Source organism: Streptococcus sp. 2106, assembly GCF_013277315.1.
Taxonomy (GTDB): Bacteria; Bacillota; Bacilli; order Lactobacillales; family Streptococcaceae; genus Streptococcus; species Streptococcus pseudopneumoniae.
The window spans coordinates 1-12,178 of sequence record NZ_VMMS01000072.1; the positions used below are offsets into that span (position 1 = coordinate 1).

A 12,178-nucleotide genomic window follows, 5' to 3' on the forward strand; every position below is an offset into this window, starting at 1 on the left:
TTCGTCAGTCTTATCTACAACCTCAAAGCAGTTCTTTGAACAACCTGCGGCTAGCTTCCTAGTTTGCTCTTTGATTTTCATTGAGTATAAAGTGTTGTAAATACTGTATTGTAGCTAGTTCTTAACCTTTAGAGAACTGGCTAGCTTTACGAGCTTTCTTAAGATCTGGTTTGGAAAGTATAGATTTCAATTAGACTAAAAACAGCGAAATATCAAGGATTTTAAAAAAGATATCTACTAATTAATTTATAAAATATGAATTAATAGATTCTAAATAGGGGAATAGTCTAGGTCTGTAAAAGATTAAATAATTTCTATTTTAGCTGTTAGAAACGTTGGTACATCAATGTTTTTAGAATGCTACATAATAAAAGGTAGAGTGAATAGTAGAGTAGTTATTGCGTTAGTTCAGCAATCTTATCGATATAAAGATTAACAGATTCTAACTTTCTTTGCGGTGCTAACTCGGCGTATGTGTCCATTGTTGTTGAAATTGATTTATCTTTTTTGATTTTTTGATGACCTTTTTGCCATTATGGATAATTTTTTCAGTTGCATCAGAAATCAAAAATTTTTTTCTTTGAATATTGAAATTTGCGAATGTCTTGGAAAGTCTAAGACAGCTAGATTGTATAGAAATTAAGTCATCATCCGACAAAGAATTCATTCTTTTATCTACAGTTTCTAAAACTCTAAATATAATAGAGCTGAAGCAGTGATAAAACATATTTTCAACAAACTTGGCAATATCTCTAAAAATAATTTCTTTATAGTCTAAGTCAGTTTGAGTATTCAAATAAAGCAATATTGAAGCAGTAACTTGTCACTTTCCCTTTTCAACTTGGCTAACTTGACCTGCATTACCTAGGTCGCTTTGCTTTAAATTATACTTTTTTCTTAAACATTTGATACGAGTAGGTATTTCTTGTGAGTAATTTTCATCAAAAAATTTCATAGATAAGTCCTATATATGATCATGGTAAAGTAGTAAAAATAGTTGTTATCCTAGTTGATTAAAAAAGTCTCTGATTTCCTCATCTTTTATAAAATAATATATAATTTTCCCCTCTCTTCTAGTATCCAAGATGTTTTGATTGGCTAGTTTACGAAGATGGTGGGAGGAAGATGCCATACTGAGATTTAGTAAACAGGCTATATCACAGACACAGAGTTCTTCGACGGCAAGGAGATAAAAGATGATATTTATCTGTTTATTATCGGTAAATTTTGATAAAATGCGAAGTGATTTTTGGACTTTTTCCTTTTCAAGGTAGTTCGTTGCGGTTGTAACATTTTGTTGATTAATAACATCCACTTGACAGATACTATCTTTTTTCATAATTTTTTCTCCTAGCCGAACACAGCCCATAGCATGTCAAAGCTGTTGTTTTCAATCAGGATATACATCCCCAATCCTAAATAGACAACGGCAATAAACCATCTGCTATATTTTTCCAAAGTTTCTCCAACAGAAGGGACTTGTGCCAATTTTTGGGCAGAAAAAACCAAGAGATAAATCATGACTAGAAAAGTAAGTAAAGTCACTATCAAATTCGCTAAATTTAAGGTGGTAAAATATGGGACAAAGACACCAATATTGTCAGCGCCACAACTTGCAAAAGTAATCATAGCGACTAGAAAAATCAGGTTTTTATTGTCTTTTCGCAAACCATCTTTTGCAATAGCTTCTCCATCAGAATCTCCTAAAAGCAAAACTTTGAGGCCTAGGAAAATTGGAATCAAACCGAGTAAACCTAAAATCTCTTTACTAGGAATATAATTTAAGACAAATGCAAAAAGCAAACTTAGCAATATTAGACTAACAGAGCCTAGAAATTGTCCTAAATAGATGTTAATGATGTCTTTTCTGCTTTTTCTTTTGGCAAAAAATAACATTAGGATAATAAGTAAGTCTACGGCTGTCCCAGAATACAGGATTATTGAAGTAACAACATTTTGAATCATAAAACACCTCATTCAAATATATTTTTGAATGTATTCTAACATTAAACTTTGTAGATGTCAACTTAAAATCCACCAAAATATAGATAAGAAGTTAGTGTACCAAATATTAAAAAGCCCTGCCATCGAAATGATAGCAGGGCTTAACTTCAATATCCAGATGATATATTTATCTAAAAAAGGTAGAGTTTTTATTGATTTGTAGTGCGATATAATGAGTTTCCAAAAATCAAAAATCGCTTAAAATCAGTATTTTGACATCTATTGACGTGTACTGAAATCCTTACTTAACCTCTGTAAAAATTAACTTCTACACCTACAAAGCTTATTCTGACAGACTTTATACAGTCTAAGAAAAAAAGTAGAGATTCATACAGTATCTAGATTTTTCAAAAATTCTTTATCATCAAATATTATTAACGAAACTATCCAAACCAAATCCGATGCATTACTTCAAAGAATTCTTTAGTTGTTTGACTATCAAGGGCTTTTATTAAAAAATTTTTTCAAATAATTGCCACCTTGGCACATAAATTCTTGCTTTCTAAATTTAAATGTGATATATTTATAACATAAAATTTAAGTGTTATATATTTATAACACAAAAAAGGAGTCTATCATGAAAAAAAGTCAAAAAATGCGTGGCCTCATTGCAATGATTGCCGTAGCTCTCTTTATTGATTTTATTGTTTTATTTGGTTCTAATCTTAGTTGGGGACCCAAGTTAGTTATTACTGGTATTTCAGTGTCAGGTCAAATTGTAGCTATTTGGAGCTGGCTACATAAGAGTCAGAAAGATAAGGAAAAGATTATTTTTGACTTGTCTGCTAAGCTTTACACAATACTTGTGTTTGCATCAAGCATTTTTTATACAGTAGGGATTTGGCTTGCAACCCCTAGCGTAAGTTCTGGTATTAAAGAATGGATTTTGGGAATTGGCCTCGTTATTGAAGTGATTTTATTTGCTTTTTTCTGTTTGAAAAATGTCAAGGAAACTCCGGACGAACGCTTTTATGCTAATTTAGCCAAGGCAGCTAGCTTGATGTTTGTTTTTATACTAGGCGCACTGATGATCCTAGCAGTTATCATTGGGTATATGGGGTCTCTCACTCTTTACATGGGACAGATATTTTTTAGCATAGCTGCCTTGATTTGCATCTTTGCGGTTGTCTATTTTATCTTGGAACGTAGAGGATAAGCATGGCCAAAGAAAGCAAGATTATTACTAATCTCAAATCTGTTCGTGAGTCCACAGGCATGACCCAGCAGGAGTTAGCCGACCTCATCGGCATGCGACGCGAGACAATTCTGCACTTGGAAAATAACCGTTACAACCCTTCGCTGGAAATGGCTCTTAAAATTGCTCAAGTTTTTAATCTGAAAGTAGAAGACCTCTTTGAACTCAGACAAAACGAGGAAGCATAATTCTTTTCGAGACCTAGTATTCAGTTCATTGATTAATTAGGAATTGAGTCCAAAAGAAAAAATCCTTTGAAAATGTGCTCTTTTAAAATATAGTAATTCTTTCGAATTAACCTTTACTAATTGTGATGCTTTACTAGCTTTCTTAAGATCTGGTTTCCTAAATACTTTGAGTATACTTATGGCATTGATGCCCCAAAACATCTAAAAACTCTGGTGAAAAAAGCTTATGCAGTCATTGAAACAGCTTTTGACTCACTTGATCATCTCAATGCTACTATGAAAAAGAATATTCTGAAAAGCAAGGGAATTACAGGACTATCTAAGATGAAAGCTGCAGGTCTGGACCAAGCCCTTCCTTCATGACCACTTCTCAGAAGAAGAATTAGCAAGTCACTTTTCGATTCGTGGCTACAAATTGACTCCAAAGAGGGAGCAGATACTGGAACAATACAAGGATATTATCGACCGTCATCCAAAGAAGAATCTTTAATCAAGTGATTTTTTAGTTGATTTTCTCTAAAATTGTCTTGTCACTAATATTTGAAATCCACTTCCTTTTAGGGTACAATGATAGAAATGAATTTTTGAGAGGATCAGAATGAAAAAACTAGCAACCCTTCTTTTACTATCCACTGTAACCCTAGCTGGATGTAGCAACATCCAACGCAGTCTGCGTGGTGATGACTATGTAGATTCTAGCTTGGCCGCTGAGGAAAGCTCCAAAGCAGCAGCCCAATCTGCCAAGGACTTAAACGATGCTTTAACAAATGAGAATGCCAACTTCCCTCAACTTTCTAAGGAAGTTGCTGAAGATGAAGCCGAAGTGATTCTCCACACAAGCCAAGGTGATATTCGTATTAAACTCTTCCCTAAACTCGCTCCTCTAGCGGTTGAAAACTTCCTCACTCATGCCAAAGAAGGCTACTATAACGGTATTACCTTCCACCGTGTCATCGATGGCTTCATGGTCCAAACTGGAGATCCAAAAGGGGACGGTACAGGTGGTCAGTCTATCTGGCATGACAAGGATAAGACTAAAGACAAGGGAACTGGTTTCAAAAACGAGATTACTCCTTATCTCTATAACATCCGTGGTGCTCTTGCTATGGCTAATACTGGTCAACCAAACACCAATGGCAGCCAGTTCTTCATCAACCAAAACTCTACAGATACCTCTGCTAAACTCCCTACAAGCAAGTATCCCAAGAAAATCATCGAAGCCTACAAAGAAGGTGGAAATCCTAGTTTAGATGGCAAACACCCAGTCTTTGGTCAAGTGATTGACGGTATGGATGTTGTAAATAAAATTGCTAAAGCCGAAAAAGATGAGAAAGATAAACCAACGACTGCTATTACTATCAACAGCATCGAAGTGGTGAAAGACTACGATTTTAAATCTTAAAAACCAAAAAAATACAGTATCCACATTCGGTACTGTATTTCTTTTACTCTCATTTTTAAGTTAGATTATTAAAATCCCAGATTTGGTCCATCCAGCCTTCATAGAAGTCTGGCTCGTGGCAGACCATAAGAATAGATCCCTTGTATTCTTTGAGAGCGCGTTTGAGTTCATCCTTGGCATCCACATCCAAATGGTTGGTCGGCTCGTCCAGCACTAAAACGTTGTTTTCACGATTCATCAAGAGACAGAAACGAACCTTGGCTTGTTCCCCACCTGACAAGACCTGAATTTGGCTTTCGATATGCTTGGTTGTCAAACCACAACGGGCAAGGGCTGCACGAACTTCTGCTTGGTTAAGTGCAGGAAAGGCATTCCAGACAGCTTCAAGAGGTGTTTGACGATTGCCACCTTCTACTTCCTGCTCAAAATAACCGAGTTCTAGGTAGTCACCGCGTTCCACTGCCCCAGCGATTGGCGGGATAATTCCCAAGAGACTCTTCAAGAGAGTTGTTTTCCCGATACCATTTGCCCCGATAATGGCAACCTTTTGATTGCGTTCAAAGGTAAGATTTAAAGGCTTAGTAAGAGGACGGTCATAACCAATCTGCAAATCCTTAGCTTGGAAGATAAAGCGCCCTGGCGTACGAGCTGGTTTGAAATCAAAGGATGGTTTTGGTTTCTCACTTTGCAGTTCAATAATATCCATCTTATCCAATTTCTTCTGACGAGACATGGCCATGTTTCGTGTTGCAACACGCGCTTTGTTTCGGGCAACAAAGTCCTTGAGGTCTGCAATTTCTTTCTGCTGACGTTCGTAGGCTGCCTCTAGCTGAGATTTCTTCATCGCATAGACTTCTTGGAACTGGTAGTAGTCACCAGAGTATCGTGTCAACTGTTGATTTTCCACATGGTAGACAATATTGATAACATCATTGAGGAATGGAATATCGTGTGAAATAAGGACAAAGGCATTCTCATAGTTTTGGAGATAGCGCTTGAGCCAGTCAATATGCTCAGCATCCAAGTAGTTGGTCGGCTCGTCCAACAGCAAGATATCAGGCTTTTCAAGGAGGAGTTTAGCCAAAAGCACCTTGGTTCTTTGTCCACCTGATAAAGAGGTTACATCTGTATCCATGCCAAAGTCCATAACACCAAGGGCACGCGCTACTTCGTCAATCTTAGCATCCAAGGTGTAGAAATCACGACTCTCCAGACGATCTTGGAGTTCTCCCACTTCTTCCATGAGAGCATCAACATCCACACCGTCTTCAGCCATTTCCATATAGAGATCATTGATACGAGCTTCTGCTTTAAAAAGCTCATCAAAGGCTGTACGGAGAACATCACGAACAGACTGCCCTTCAGCAAGGACGGAGTGCTGATCCAAGTAACCAGCGGTCACATATTTGGACCACTCAACCTTCCCTTCATCTGGCAACATCTTACCAGTCACGATGCTCATAAAGGTTGACTTTCCTTCACCATTGGCACCGACCAGACCGATATGTTCTCCCTTTAGGAGACGGAAGGACACATCTTCAAAAATTGCACGGTCACCAAAACCGTGACTCAGATTTTTAACTTCTAAAATACTCATTTTAATTCCTTATCTTGTTTTTATGTAATCGTTTATAAAGGAGCCAAGCCAGATAGCCACCCAAAGTGTTGGTCCACAAATCATCAATCTCAAAGACGCGATTGAAATCAAAGAAAAAGTCCAAGATTAATTGCGTACACTCGATTCCAAGACTCATAAGAAAACTAAAAAGAAAGACCTTTTTTATTTTCCGCAAGTTTGGAAGGAGATAAAGGAGTTGGAACATCAGAGGAAAAAGCAAGAAGACATTGAGGATATTTTGTAGAAAAATCCAACATAATTGTCCTATGCCACTCACTTGACCCAGTTTCCAGAGAGAATTGAAAGGAGTCAAAAGAAAAACCAGGCGTCCAAGATGCTGAATATCTGGAGTTCCCACTCTCACGGTAGATTGTTCTTGAGGAGTAAAGCAAAAATAGACAATGCAAATGCTATAGAAAATGACTCCCCAGACCAAAATATGATTATAAGTCTTCTTCATCATTAAGGATTTACCGCTGCGACTGCCTTCTGGCGGTCACGTTTCATTGTGTTAAAGCGCAATTGTCCACAAGCTGCGTCAATATCTGTACCATGCTCTTGACGAACCACACAGTTGCCCCCTTTTTTCTTAAGCGTATCATAGAAAGCCAACACGCGCTCTTTAGGACTACGGCTATATTGGTCATGCTCACTAACTGGGTTATAAGGAATCAAGTTTACATAAGACAATTTCTTGATGTTCTTGAGCAACTCAGCCAATTCCAAGGCTTGTTCTACACCGTCGTTGACTTCATTAAGCATGATATATTCAAAGGTTACACGACGGTTTGTTGTCTCAATGTAGTATTCAATAGCAGCAAAGAGTTTTTCAATCGGAAAGGCACGGTTAATTTTCATGATACTTGAACGAAGTTCATTGTTGAGTGCGTGAAGAGACACGGCAAGATTGACCTGAACCCCCTCATCAGCAAAGTCACGAATTTTATGAGCCAAACCTGAGGTTGAAACCATGATGTGACGAGCACCGATAGCCATTCCTTTATCATCATTGATAGTACGAAAGAAATTCAAGACATTGTTGTAATTATCAAAGGGCTCACCGATTCCCATGACAACGATATGGCTGACGCGTTCATCCTGACCACGCTCATCAAAGTATTTCTGAACCAGCATGATTTGCGCTACGATTTCACCGTTATTGAGGTCACGCTGCTTCTTAATCAAACCAGAGGCACAGAAGGTACAACCGATATTACAGCCGACCTGAGTGCTCACACAGACAGATAAACCATAGTGTTGACGCATGCGTACAGTTTCAATTAACATACCGTCAGGCAATTCAAAGAGATATTTGACTGTACCATCAGCAGACTCTTGCACAATACCTTGTTTCAAGGGATTGACCACAAACTGGTCATTGAGCTTAGCAATCAAATCCTTGGAAAGGTTGGTCATTTCTTCAAATGACTGCACACGTTTACGGTAGAGCCATTCCCAGATTTGATCTGCACGGAATTTCTTTTCTCCCTGCTCCAATACCCATTCCTGCATGGTTTGATGTGCCAAACTATGAATTGAGGGTTTCATTTCTTCTCCTTATTCTCTACTCACTTCTGACGAATGACAAAATGACGTTGTCCCTTGTCCTCTTTCTGAGAATGCTGGTCTTTCTGACGACGTCTATTTTTCTTATCTGCATTCGACTTTCGTTTGGTTTGAGTCGGTTTCTTTCCTTTTCTAGAAGGTGTTTCTTCTTCCGTCTTACGCATTTTCTTGTCAAATAATGCTCGCTTAGGGGCTTCATTTTCTAAGACAAAATAGGCACAACCATAACTACAATACTCTAAAAGGTAGTCTTGTAAACGACTGATTTTTTCAAGTTTTTCTTCTGTTCGGTCATCCTTGTAAAAACCTCGTAGGCGAAGCTGTTCGTTGCTCCAGTCCCCCACGATATAATCAAACTTGGTTAATACTTCTGAAAAACGCTGATTAAAAGTCGTCACATCAAAGGCATCCTTGATATTTTCAACCAAGGAAAAAGCTATCCCTTCCGTTTCGACCTTGTCCCCGTGTAAATGGAACTCCGGACCAGGAAACTTGTTATAGTTGTATAATTCAGGTGCAATTTCTTTTCGCATAGATATCCTTTTTCCACGATTACTTAATACTTTATTCTACCATAATTTCTAGCAGTTAGCACGTTTCTCATAAAAATAGAGATGACAAATTTTTAAGATTCATTAAAGTGTCTAAAACCTTGATATTATTGAATTTTTGAAAAATCACATTTGATTAAATATCATTAAAAGGTCTTAAAAATTCTCAAAAAGTCCACAAAAAAAGCCCCTCAAAAAGGGCAATAAATGACGAGTTCAGCAGGCAAGAAACTAGCACGGTCAAACGTGCTTTTTTTATTGCTGATTGCTGATTGCTGATAGGTATATTATAACACGATAAAGACGATAGGGCAAAATATCCTATCAAGATGATATACACTTACTTATATACTTCCAGTTCTCCGTTCTGGTGGATTCTCGCAAAGTTTAAGACGGCTATCTGTTTATATCGGTGGTAGCTAGTGGAGCTAGTACCTGCCATTTCTACGCATTCGCTCATAGTTTTCTTTCTCATATAGCAATAATGGATGATAAAGTATTTTCTGGCTCGCTTGTTCTCTATCTTATTGATGTCGTTGGCGAATATTTCCAATCCCTCACGGATTGCTTTTTCATGCTCGCCGCTCAAATGCCACTGATCAGGTAAGACAAGTTTCCAAGCCTCTTCATCTATCGTAACTTGGTTTTCACTTCCTGCCATCCTCTGGAAACGTAGAAAGCAAGTCATCCGCTTTCTAACGTTCATCATCGTTTTAAAGTTATCTAGAATCATTAGTTCGCTCCTTCTACCTCGTCAGTGGTCATTTAAGCGCTCTTTCTGCCGTCTATAGTATCGTTTTTTTTGGGTCAATATCTTGTCTTTTTTCTTTTGGTAACGCTCCGCATCCTTCTTTTTATTACATAGCTTACAAACTTTTGAGAAACCTTTCTTGTCTGAATGCTTTCTATAAAAGTTTTCGCTAGATAATTCTTTGGTCTCATGACACTTGGAGCATTTTCTAGTTACAGTGGTTTCATTCAATCCTATTTACTCCTTTTTGTCTTTCTCGCTCGCGAGAAAATATGTACAGTGACGGTGTGAAGTCCTGAAGCACCGAGGGGGAGGGGGGTATCCCCCCACCTTCTCCCTTGCTTCTCCAATCCCTTTCACAAAAAATATTTTTTTCCGATTTACTTTATTAAAAAAATTTTTAATTATTTTTTATGGAGTCTTTTTTATGGACTCTTTAAAATAAATCTTTCAGCATTTCACTCATACCTTTGTTAAGTTTCTGCTGGTGTTCATCTGGCATTGATAAACGCTGACTGACTTCTCTGTCAACCTCTTTGCGCTTCTCTTCCGTCAAGCGTTCAATCTCTTGCTGATGCTCTCTTTCCTTCTTTTCTTTTAATAGTTCACCAGAACGATCTATGACAGCTTGCCACTTGGCATCTCTTGCTATATAGCCTTGTCTCTGACGTTCCCAAGCGTCTTCAATTTGTTTAGTTTTCTCTTCATAAATCTCAGCAGACTTTTCTGCTAAATGCTTCCCGTATTCGTTTAAATCAATCTTACCAGTGGGGAGGGTCATTCTGTGTACCTCATCTTTCTATTTATTAGTAGAGGGGATAACTGAAGGGGGGAGGGGTATTTTTATTCCCTTTTGAAATTCTCAGCTATATTATTCAATTTATGTCTATATCCATACAGTGCGTCTCTTGGTTCATAGGATAAACCAGAATAGAACCCACTAAGCCAAGAACCGTTTTTGTCTTTTTTATACTCTTCATTATTTTTAGAAATATCCTTTTCAAGTTTTTTGAGTATACTATCTACATGCTTGGTTTCTTTCAAAGAGTCATCTCCAAGTTTTATAATCTCCATCACTTTCTTTCTAGCCGGCACATAGAAAGTTTTTTGTTGTTCATCAGCCAATTTATAGACTTCTGCAACCATCACATGATATTCATCATAAGTGATCATAGGATTTTCAGATAACTCTTTCAAACGTCCCTCATGAAATTCCTTTGTACGTTCTGCCGTCCATAGGTCACTTTTTGCCTCAACGTATTTTTCAGAGTTGATTTCTTTTTGAGCCTGTACTAGCTTAGCTTGGGCGTCTGAAATAGCTTGGCTTGCTTTAACCAGTTCCGCCTCAGTCATCTCAATATCTTTCTTATTCTGTTCAATCAGTTTGTCAATTTTAGTTTCAATAGTTTGTAATGTTTCCATGTTCTTTTATTCCTCATTTCTTTTGATTGTGCTTATTGGTTTCAACTCTCTACTGGGTCTTTATTCCTCATTACTTCCTCTTTCTTAAAACAAAAAGAGACGCAACAAAAAAGCTACTTAGCTTTAATGTTACGCCTCTAGTTGTCTAGTCAGCTATCTTTCTTTAATTGTTGTTTCAATCTGGACAATGTTGCCATCTTGACTAGTAAATACCACGCTACCAAAGTCTGGTATTTTCCTCATTTCTATTATACCATCTTTGTTAAAAATAATAAAGTTATCCTTTAAAAATGGAGTGTAATCTTTGCTTGGATTCATCTGTTTTCCTCTCTTTTTTGGTGCTATATATTTAACATATCTTCTATTTTGTGACTTTCAAGCACTTTTTAGAATCCCTTTTATATCAAGGAGATAGGCCTGTTTTCTGTTTTTGAATTTACGTTTTCTCATTATGTAAAATAAAGCGGCTATTTAGTAGTCAAATGTTAGTATACTCTGGTCTAGTTCGTCTTGAGTGTAGCCGATATATCCAAGTGTAATTTCTGGTGTTGAATGATTAAAAATTCTTTGTAGAATAGCTACATTGCCATTCTTTTTGTAATGATGATAGCCGAATGTCTTTCTCATTGAGTGGGTTCCTATATTTTCAATCCCACATTTATTTCCAGCTTCTTTTAAAATTTTATACACTCGGTTTCTTGAAATATGACAAATTTTTACTCCCTTGCCATTCTTTCTTTTTCTGCTCGGAAATAAAAAATCATATTCTTTTAGTTGTTTATTTTCAATATATTGTTTTAAGGCATTTCTTAATTGTTGATTTATTGGGAAACGTCTTATTTTGCCTGTTTTTTTCTCCCTTATTTCAATTTTATCCTCTATGACTTGTTTAACTTTAATTGGAATAATATCACTAACTCGTAAACCTGTATAAATTCCAAATAGGAATAAGACGTAATCACGTTCATTCTTTTTTCTCAAAAAATCCTTAATTCGTTCAATGTCATCAGTATCTCTAATAGGGTCAACTACTTTCATCTTCAAACCTCTCTTAAACAAATTCTTAGATTTCATAAAAAAGTGTAGCCATTTTTGAATATCTAGCGGCTACGCATTCCGCCTTACAGCCCCAAGGGTTTTCGCCTTGTGTAGCCGTGTAGCCGTTTCATCTCAGAAAAAAATAATATATAACGCTATAGCTATTTAATTATATATACTTTTATAAAATATATATTTTGGCTACATTTATATTAAAAAGTCAGTAATACCAAGGGTTTAGGGGTGTAGCCGTTTTTTTTGTCTTGTCTACACCTCTTTGAAACCCTTACAGTATCAAGGGTTTTTATCGTAGCCGTTTTTTTATCTTTTGGCTACACTGTCTACACTTTATTTTTTTATTTTAGCAAATCCGCGTTTGATACTTTTGCCAAATCGCAAGGACTCCCTTGCTTCCCAATCCTCCTTACTTTGCATGATTTTTT

18 protein-coding genes are annotated in these 12,178 nt (G+C 36.9%); 5 read left to right on the forward strand and 13 right to left on the reverse strand.

Annotation, left to right across the window (positions count from 1 at the left end; translation table 11 throughout):
- Positions 1–460 precede the first annotated feature (460 nt).
- From HT723_RS11320 to HT723_RS08210, 4 genes are read right to left on the reverse strand one after another with little or no spacing between them, the layout of a single operon-like run.
- Entirely contained in the window at positions 461–796 is a 336-nt protein-coding gene (locus HT723_RS11320) for a hypothetical protein (RefSeq protein ID WP_240154959.1), read from the reverse strand.
- A gap of 27 nt (positions 797–823) precedes the next feature.
- Positions 824–955 carry a hypothetical protein gene (locus HT723_RS11830; RefSeq protein WP_275689912.1) on the reverse strand — a complete coding sequence of 44 codons (132 nt, stop codon included), beginning with the start codon at positions 953–955 and terminating at the stop codon, positions 824–826.
- 45 nt (positions 956–1,000) lie between these two features.
- Positions 1,001–1,339, reverse strand: coding sequence for a Cd(II)/Zn(II)-sensing metalloregulatory transcriptional regulator CadX (cadX, locus tag HT723_RS08205; RefSeq protein ID WP_031222801.1), 339 nt, complete (start codon positions 1,337–1,339; stop codon positions 1,001–1,003).
- Between the two features lie 11 nt (positions 1,340–1,350).
- Positions 1,351–1,965: a CadD family cadmium resistance transporter gene (locus HT723_RS08210; protein ID WP_023940491.1), complete on the reverse strand. Its 615-nt coding sequence runs from the start codon at positions 1,963–1,965 to the stop codon at positions 1,351–1,353.
- A 28-nt stretch (positions 1,966–1,993) separates the two neighbouring features.
- On the opposite strand from HT723_RS08210, the gene HT723_RS11630 reads away from it, so the two are divergent.
- The 5 genes from HT723_RS11630 (at position 1,994) to HT723_RS08230 (ending at position 4,789) form a co-directional block, all read left to right on the forward strand.
- Positions 1,994–2,167 (forward strand): FanG protein, encoded by a 174-nt coding sequence (locus HT723_RS11630; RefSeq protein ID WP_078374329.1) that lies wholly within the window; start codon positions 1,994–1,996, stop codon positions 2,165–2,167.
- 414 nt (positions 2,168–2,581) lie between these two features.
- On the forward strand, positions 2,582–3,160 hold the full coding sequence (locus tag HT723_RS08215; RefSeq protein ID WP_172935010.1) for a DUF3796 domain-containing protein: 579 nt from the start codon (positions 2,582–2,584) through the stop codon (positions 3,158–3,160).
- Between the two features lie 2 nt (positions 3,161–3,162).
- Entirely contained in the window at positions 3,163–3,387 is a 225-nt protein-coding gene (locus HT723_RS08220) for a helix-turn-helix transcriptional regulator (RefSeq protein WP_001041098.1), read from the forward strand.
- A 213-nt stretch (positions 3,388–3,600) separates the two neighbouring features.
- A complete protein-coding gene (locus tag HT723_RS08225) occupies positions 3,601–3,750 on the forward strand; it encodes a hypothetical protein (RefSeq protein WP_172935011.1) in 150 nt (49 codons plus the stop codon).
- A gap of 235 nt (positions 3,751–3,985) precedes the next feature.
- Complete coding sequence (locus HT723_RS08230; protein WP_172935012.1) at positions 3,986–4,789, forward strand: peptidylprolyl isomerase; 804 nt, start codon at positions 3,986–3,988, stop codon at positions 4,787–4,789.
- A 55-nt stretch (positions 4,790–4,844) separates the two neighbouring features.
- Here HT723_RS08230 and HT723_RS08235 read toward each other — a convergent pair whose 3' ends face one another.
- The 9 genes from HT723_RS08235 to HT723_RS08275 all read right to left on the reverse strand — a co-directional run bounded on the left by HT723_RS08235 (position 4,845) and on the right by HT723_RS08275 (position 11,735).
- Positions 4,845–6,386: an ABC-F family ATP-binding cassette domain-containing protein gene (locus tag HT723_RS08235; RefSeq protein ID WP_050975904.1), complete on the reverse strand. Its 1,542-nt coding sequence runs from the start codon at positions 6,384–6,386 to the stop codon at positions 4,845–4,847.
- A gap of 1 nt (position 6,387) precedes the next feature.
- A complete protein-coding gene (locus HT723_RS08240; RefSeq protein WP_172935013.1) occupies positions 6,388–6,870 on the reverse strand; it encodes a VanZ family protein in 483 nt (160 codons plus the stop codon).
- Complete coding sequence (gene rlmN, locus HT723_RS08245; protein ID WP_172935014.1) at positions 6,870–7,955, reverse strand: 23S rRNA (adenine(2503)-C(2))-methyltransferase RlmN; 1,086 nt, start codon at positions 7,953–7,955, stop codon at positions 6,870–6,872. The genes HT723_RS08240 and rlmN overlap by 1 nt, the downstream gene beginning before the upstream one ends.
- 20 nt (positions 7,956–7,975) lie before the next feature.
- Positions 7,976–8,506, reverse strand: coding sequence for a YutD family protein (locus HT723_RS08250; RefSeq protein WP_001847759.1), 531 nt, complete (start codon positions 8,504–8,506; stop codon positions 7,976–7,978).
- 358 nt (positions 8,507–8,864) lie between these two features.
- On the reverse strand, positions 8,865–9,257 hold the full coding sequence (locus HT723_RS08255; RefSeq protein ID WP_172935015.1) for a transcriptional regulator: 393 nt from the start codon (positions 9,255–9,257) through the stop codon (positions 8,865–8,867).
- Between the two features lie 454 nt (positions 9,258–9,711).
- On the reverse strand, positions 9,712–10,056 hold the full coding sequence (locus HT723_RS08260) for a hypothetical protein (protein WP_050261801.1): 345 nt from the start codon (positions 10,054–10,056) through the stop codon (positions 9,712–9,714).
- A gap of 62 nt (positions 10,057–10,118) precedes the next feature.
- A complete protein-coding gene (locus HT723_RS08265; RefSeq protein ID WP_050261802.1) occupies positions 10,119–10,697 on the reverse strand; it encodes a hypothetical protein in 579 nt (192 codons plus the stop codon).
- Between the two features lie 153 nt (positions 10,698–10,850).
- A complete protein-coding gene (locus HT723_RS08270; protein ID WP_078934324.1) occupies positions 10,851–11,015 on the reverse strand; it encodes a DUF2292 domain-containing protein in 165 nt (54 codons plus the stop codon).
- A 153-nt stretch (positions 11,016–11,168) separates the two neighbouring features.
- Positions 11,169–11,735 carry a site-specific integrase gene (locus HT723_RS08275; RefSeq protein WP_050261803.1) on the reverse strand — a complete coding sequence of 189 codons (567 nt, stop codon included), beginning with the start codon at positions 11,733–11,735 and terminating at the stop codon, positions 11,169–11,171.
- Positions 11,736–12,178 lie beyond the last annotated feature (443 nt).

Excerpts from the sequence above, each read along its gene's own strand:
- HT723_RS11830 (WP_275689912.1), bottom strand. The coding sequence starts at position 955 with ATGAAATTTTTTGATGAAAATTACTCACAAGAAATACCTACTCGTATC.
- cadX (WP_031222801.1), bottom strand. The coding sequence starts at position 1,339 with ATGAAAAAAGATAGTATCTGTCAAGTGGATGTTATTAATCAACAAAAT.
- HT723_RS08210 (WP_023940491.1), bottom strand. The coding sequence starts at position 1,965 with ATGATTCAAAATGTTGTTACTTCAATAATCCTGTATTCTGGGACAGCC.
- HT723_RS11630 (WP_078374329.1), top strand. The coding sequence starts at position 1,994 with ATGTATTCTAACATTAAACTTTGTAGATGTCAACTTAAAATCCACCAA.
- HT723_RS08215 (WP_172935010.1), top strand. The coding sequence starts at position 2,582 with ATGAAAAAAAGTCAAAAAATGCGTGGCCTCATTGCAATGATTGCCGTA.
- HT723_RS08220 (WP_001041098.1), top strand. The coding sequence starts at position 3,163 with ATGGCCAAAGAAAGCAAGATTATTACTAATCTCAAATCTGTTCGTGAG.
- HT723_RS08230 (WP_172935012.1), top strand. The coding sequence starts at position 3,986 with ATGAAAAAACTAGCAACCCTTCTTTTACTATCCACTGTAACCCTAGCT.
- HT723_RS08235 (WP_050975904.1), bottom strand. The coding sequence starts at position 6,386 with ATGAGTATTTTAGAAGTTAAAAATCTGAGTCACGGTTTTGGTGACCGT.
- HT723_RS08240 (WP_172935013.1), bottom strand. The coding sequence starts at position 6,870 with ATGATGAAGAAGACTTATAATCATATTTTGGTCTGGGGAGTCATTTTC.
- rlmN (WP_172935014.1), bottom strand. The coding sequence starts at position 7,955 with ATGAAACCCTCAATTCATAGTTTGGCACATCAAACCATGCAGGAATGG.
- HT723_RS08250 (WP_001847759.1), bottom strand. The coding sequence starts at position 8,506 with ATGCGAAAAGAAATTGCACCTGAATTATACAACTATAACAAGTTTCCT.
- HT723_RS08255 (WP_172935015.1), bottom strand. The coding sequence starts at position 9,257 with ATGATTCTAGATAACTTTAAAACGATGATGAACGTTAGAAAGCGGATG.
- HT723_RS08260 (WP_050261801.1), bottom strand. The coding sequence starts at position 10,056 with ATGACCCTCCCCACTGGTAAGATTGATTTAAACGAATACGGGAAGCAT.
- HT723_RS08265 (WP_050261802.1), bottom strand. The coding sequence starts at position 10,697 with ATGGAAACATTACAAACTATTGAAACTAAAATTGACAAACTGATTGAA.
- HT723_RS08270 (WP_078934324.1), bottom strand. The coding sequence starts at position 11,015 with ATGAATCCAAGCAAAGATTACACTCCATTTTTAAAGGATAACTTTATT.
- HT723_RS08275 (WP_050261803.1), bottom strand. The coding sequence starts at position 11,735 with ATGAAAGTAGTTGACCCTATTAGAGATACTGATGACATTGAACGAATT.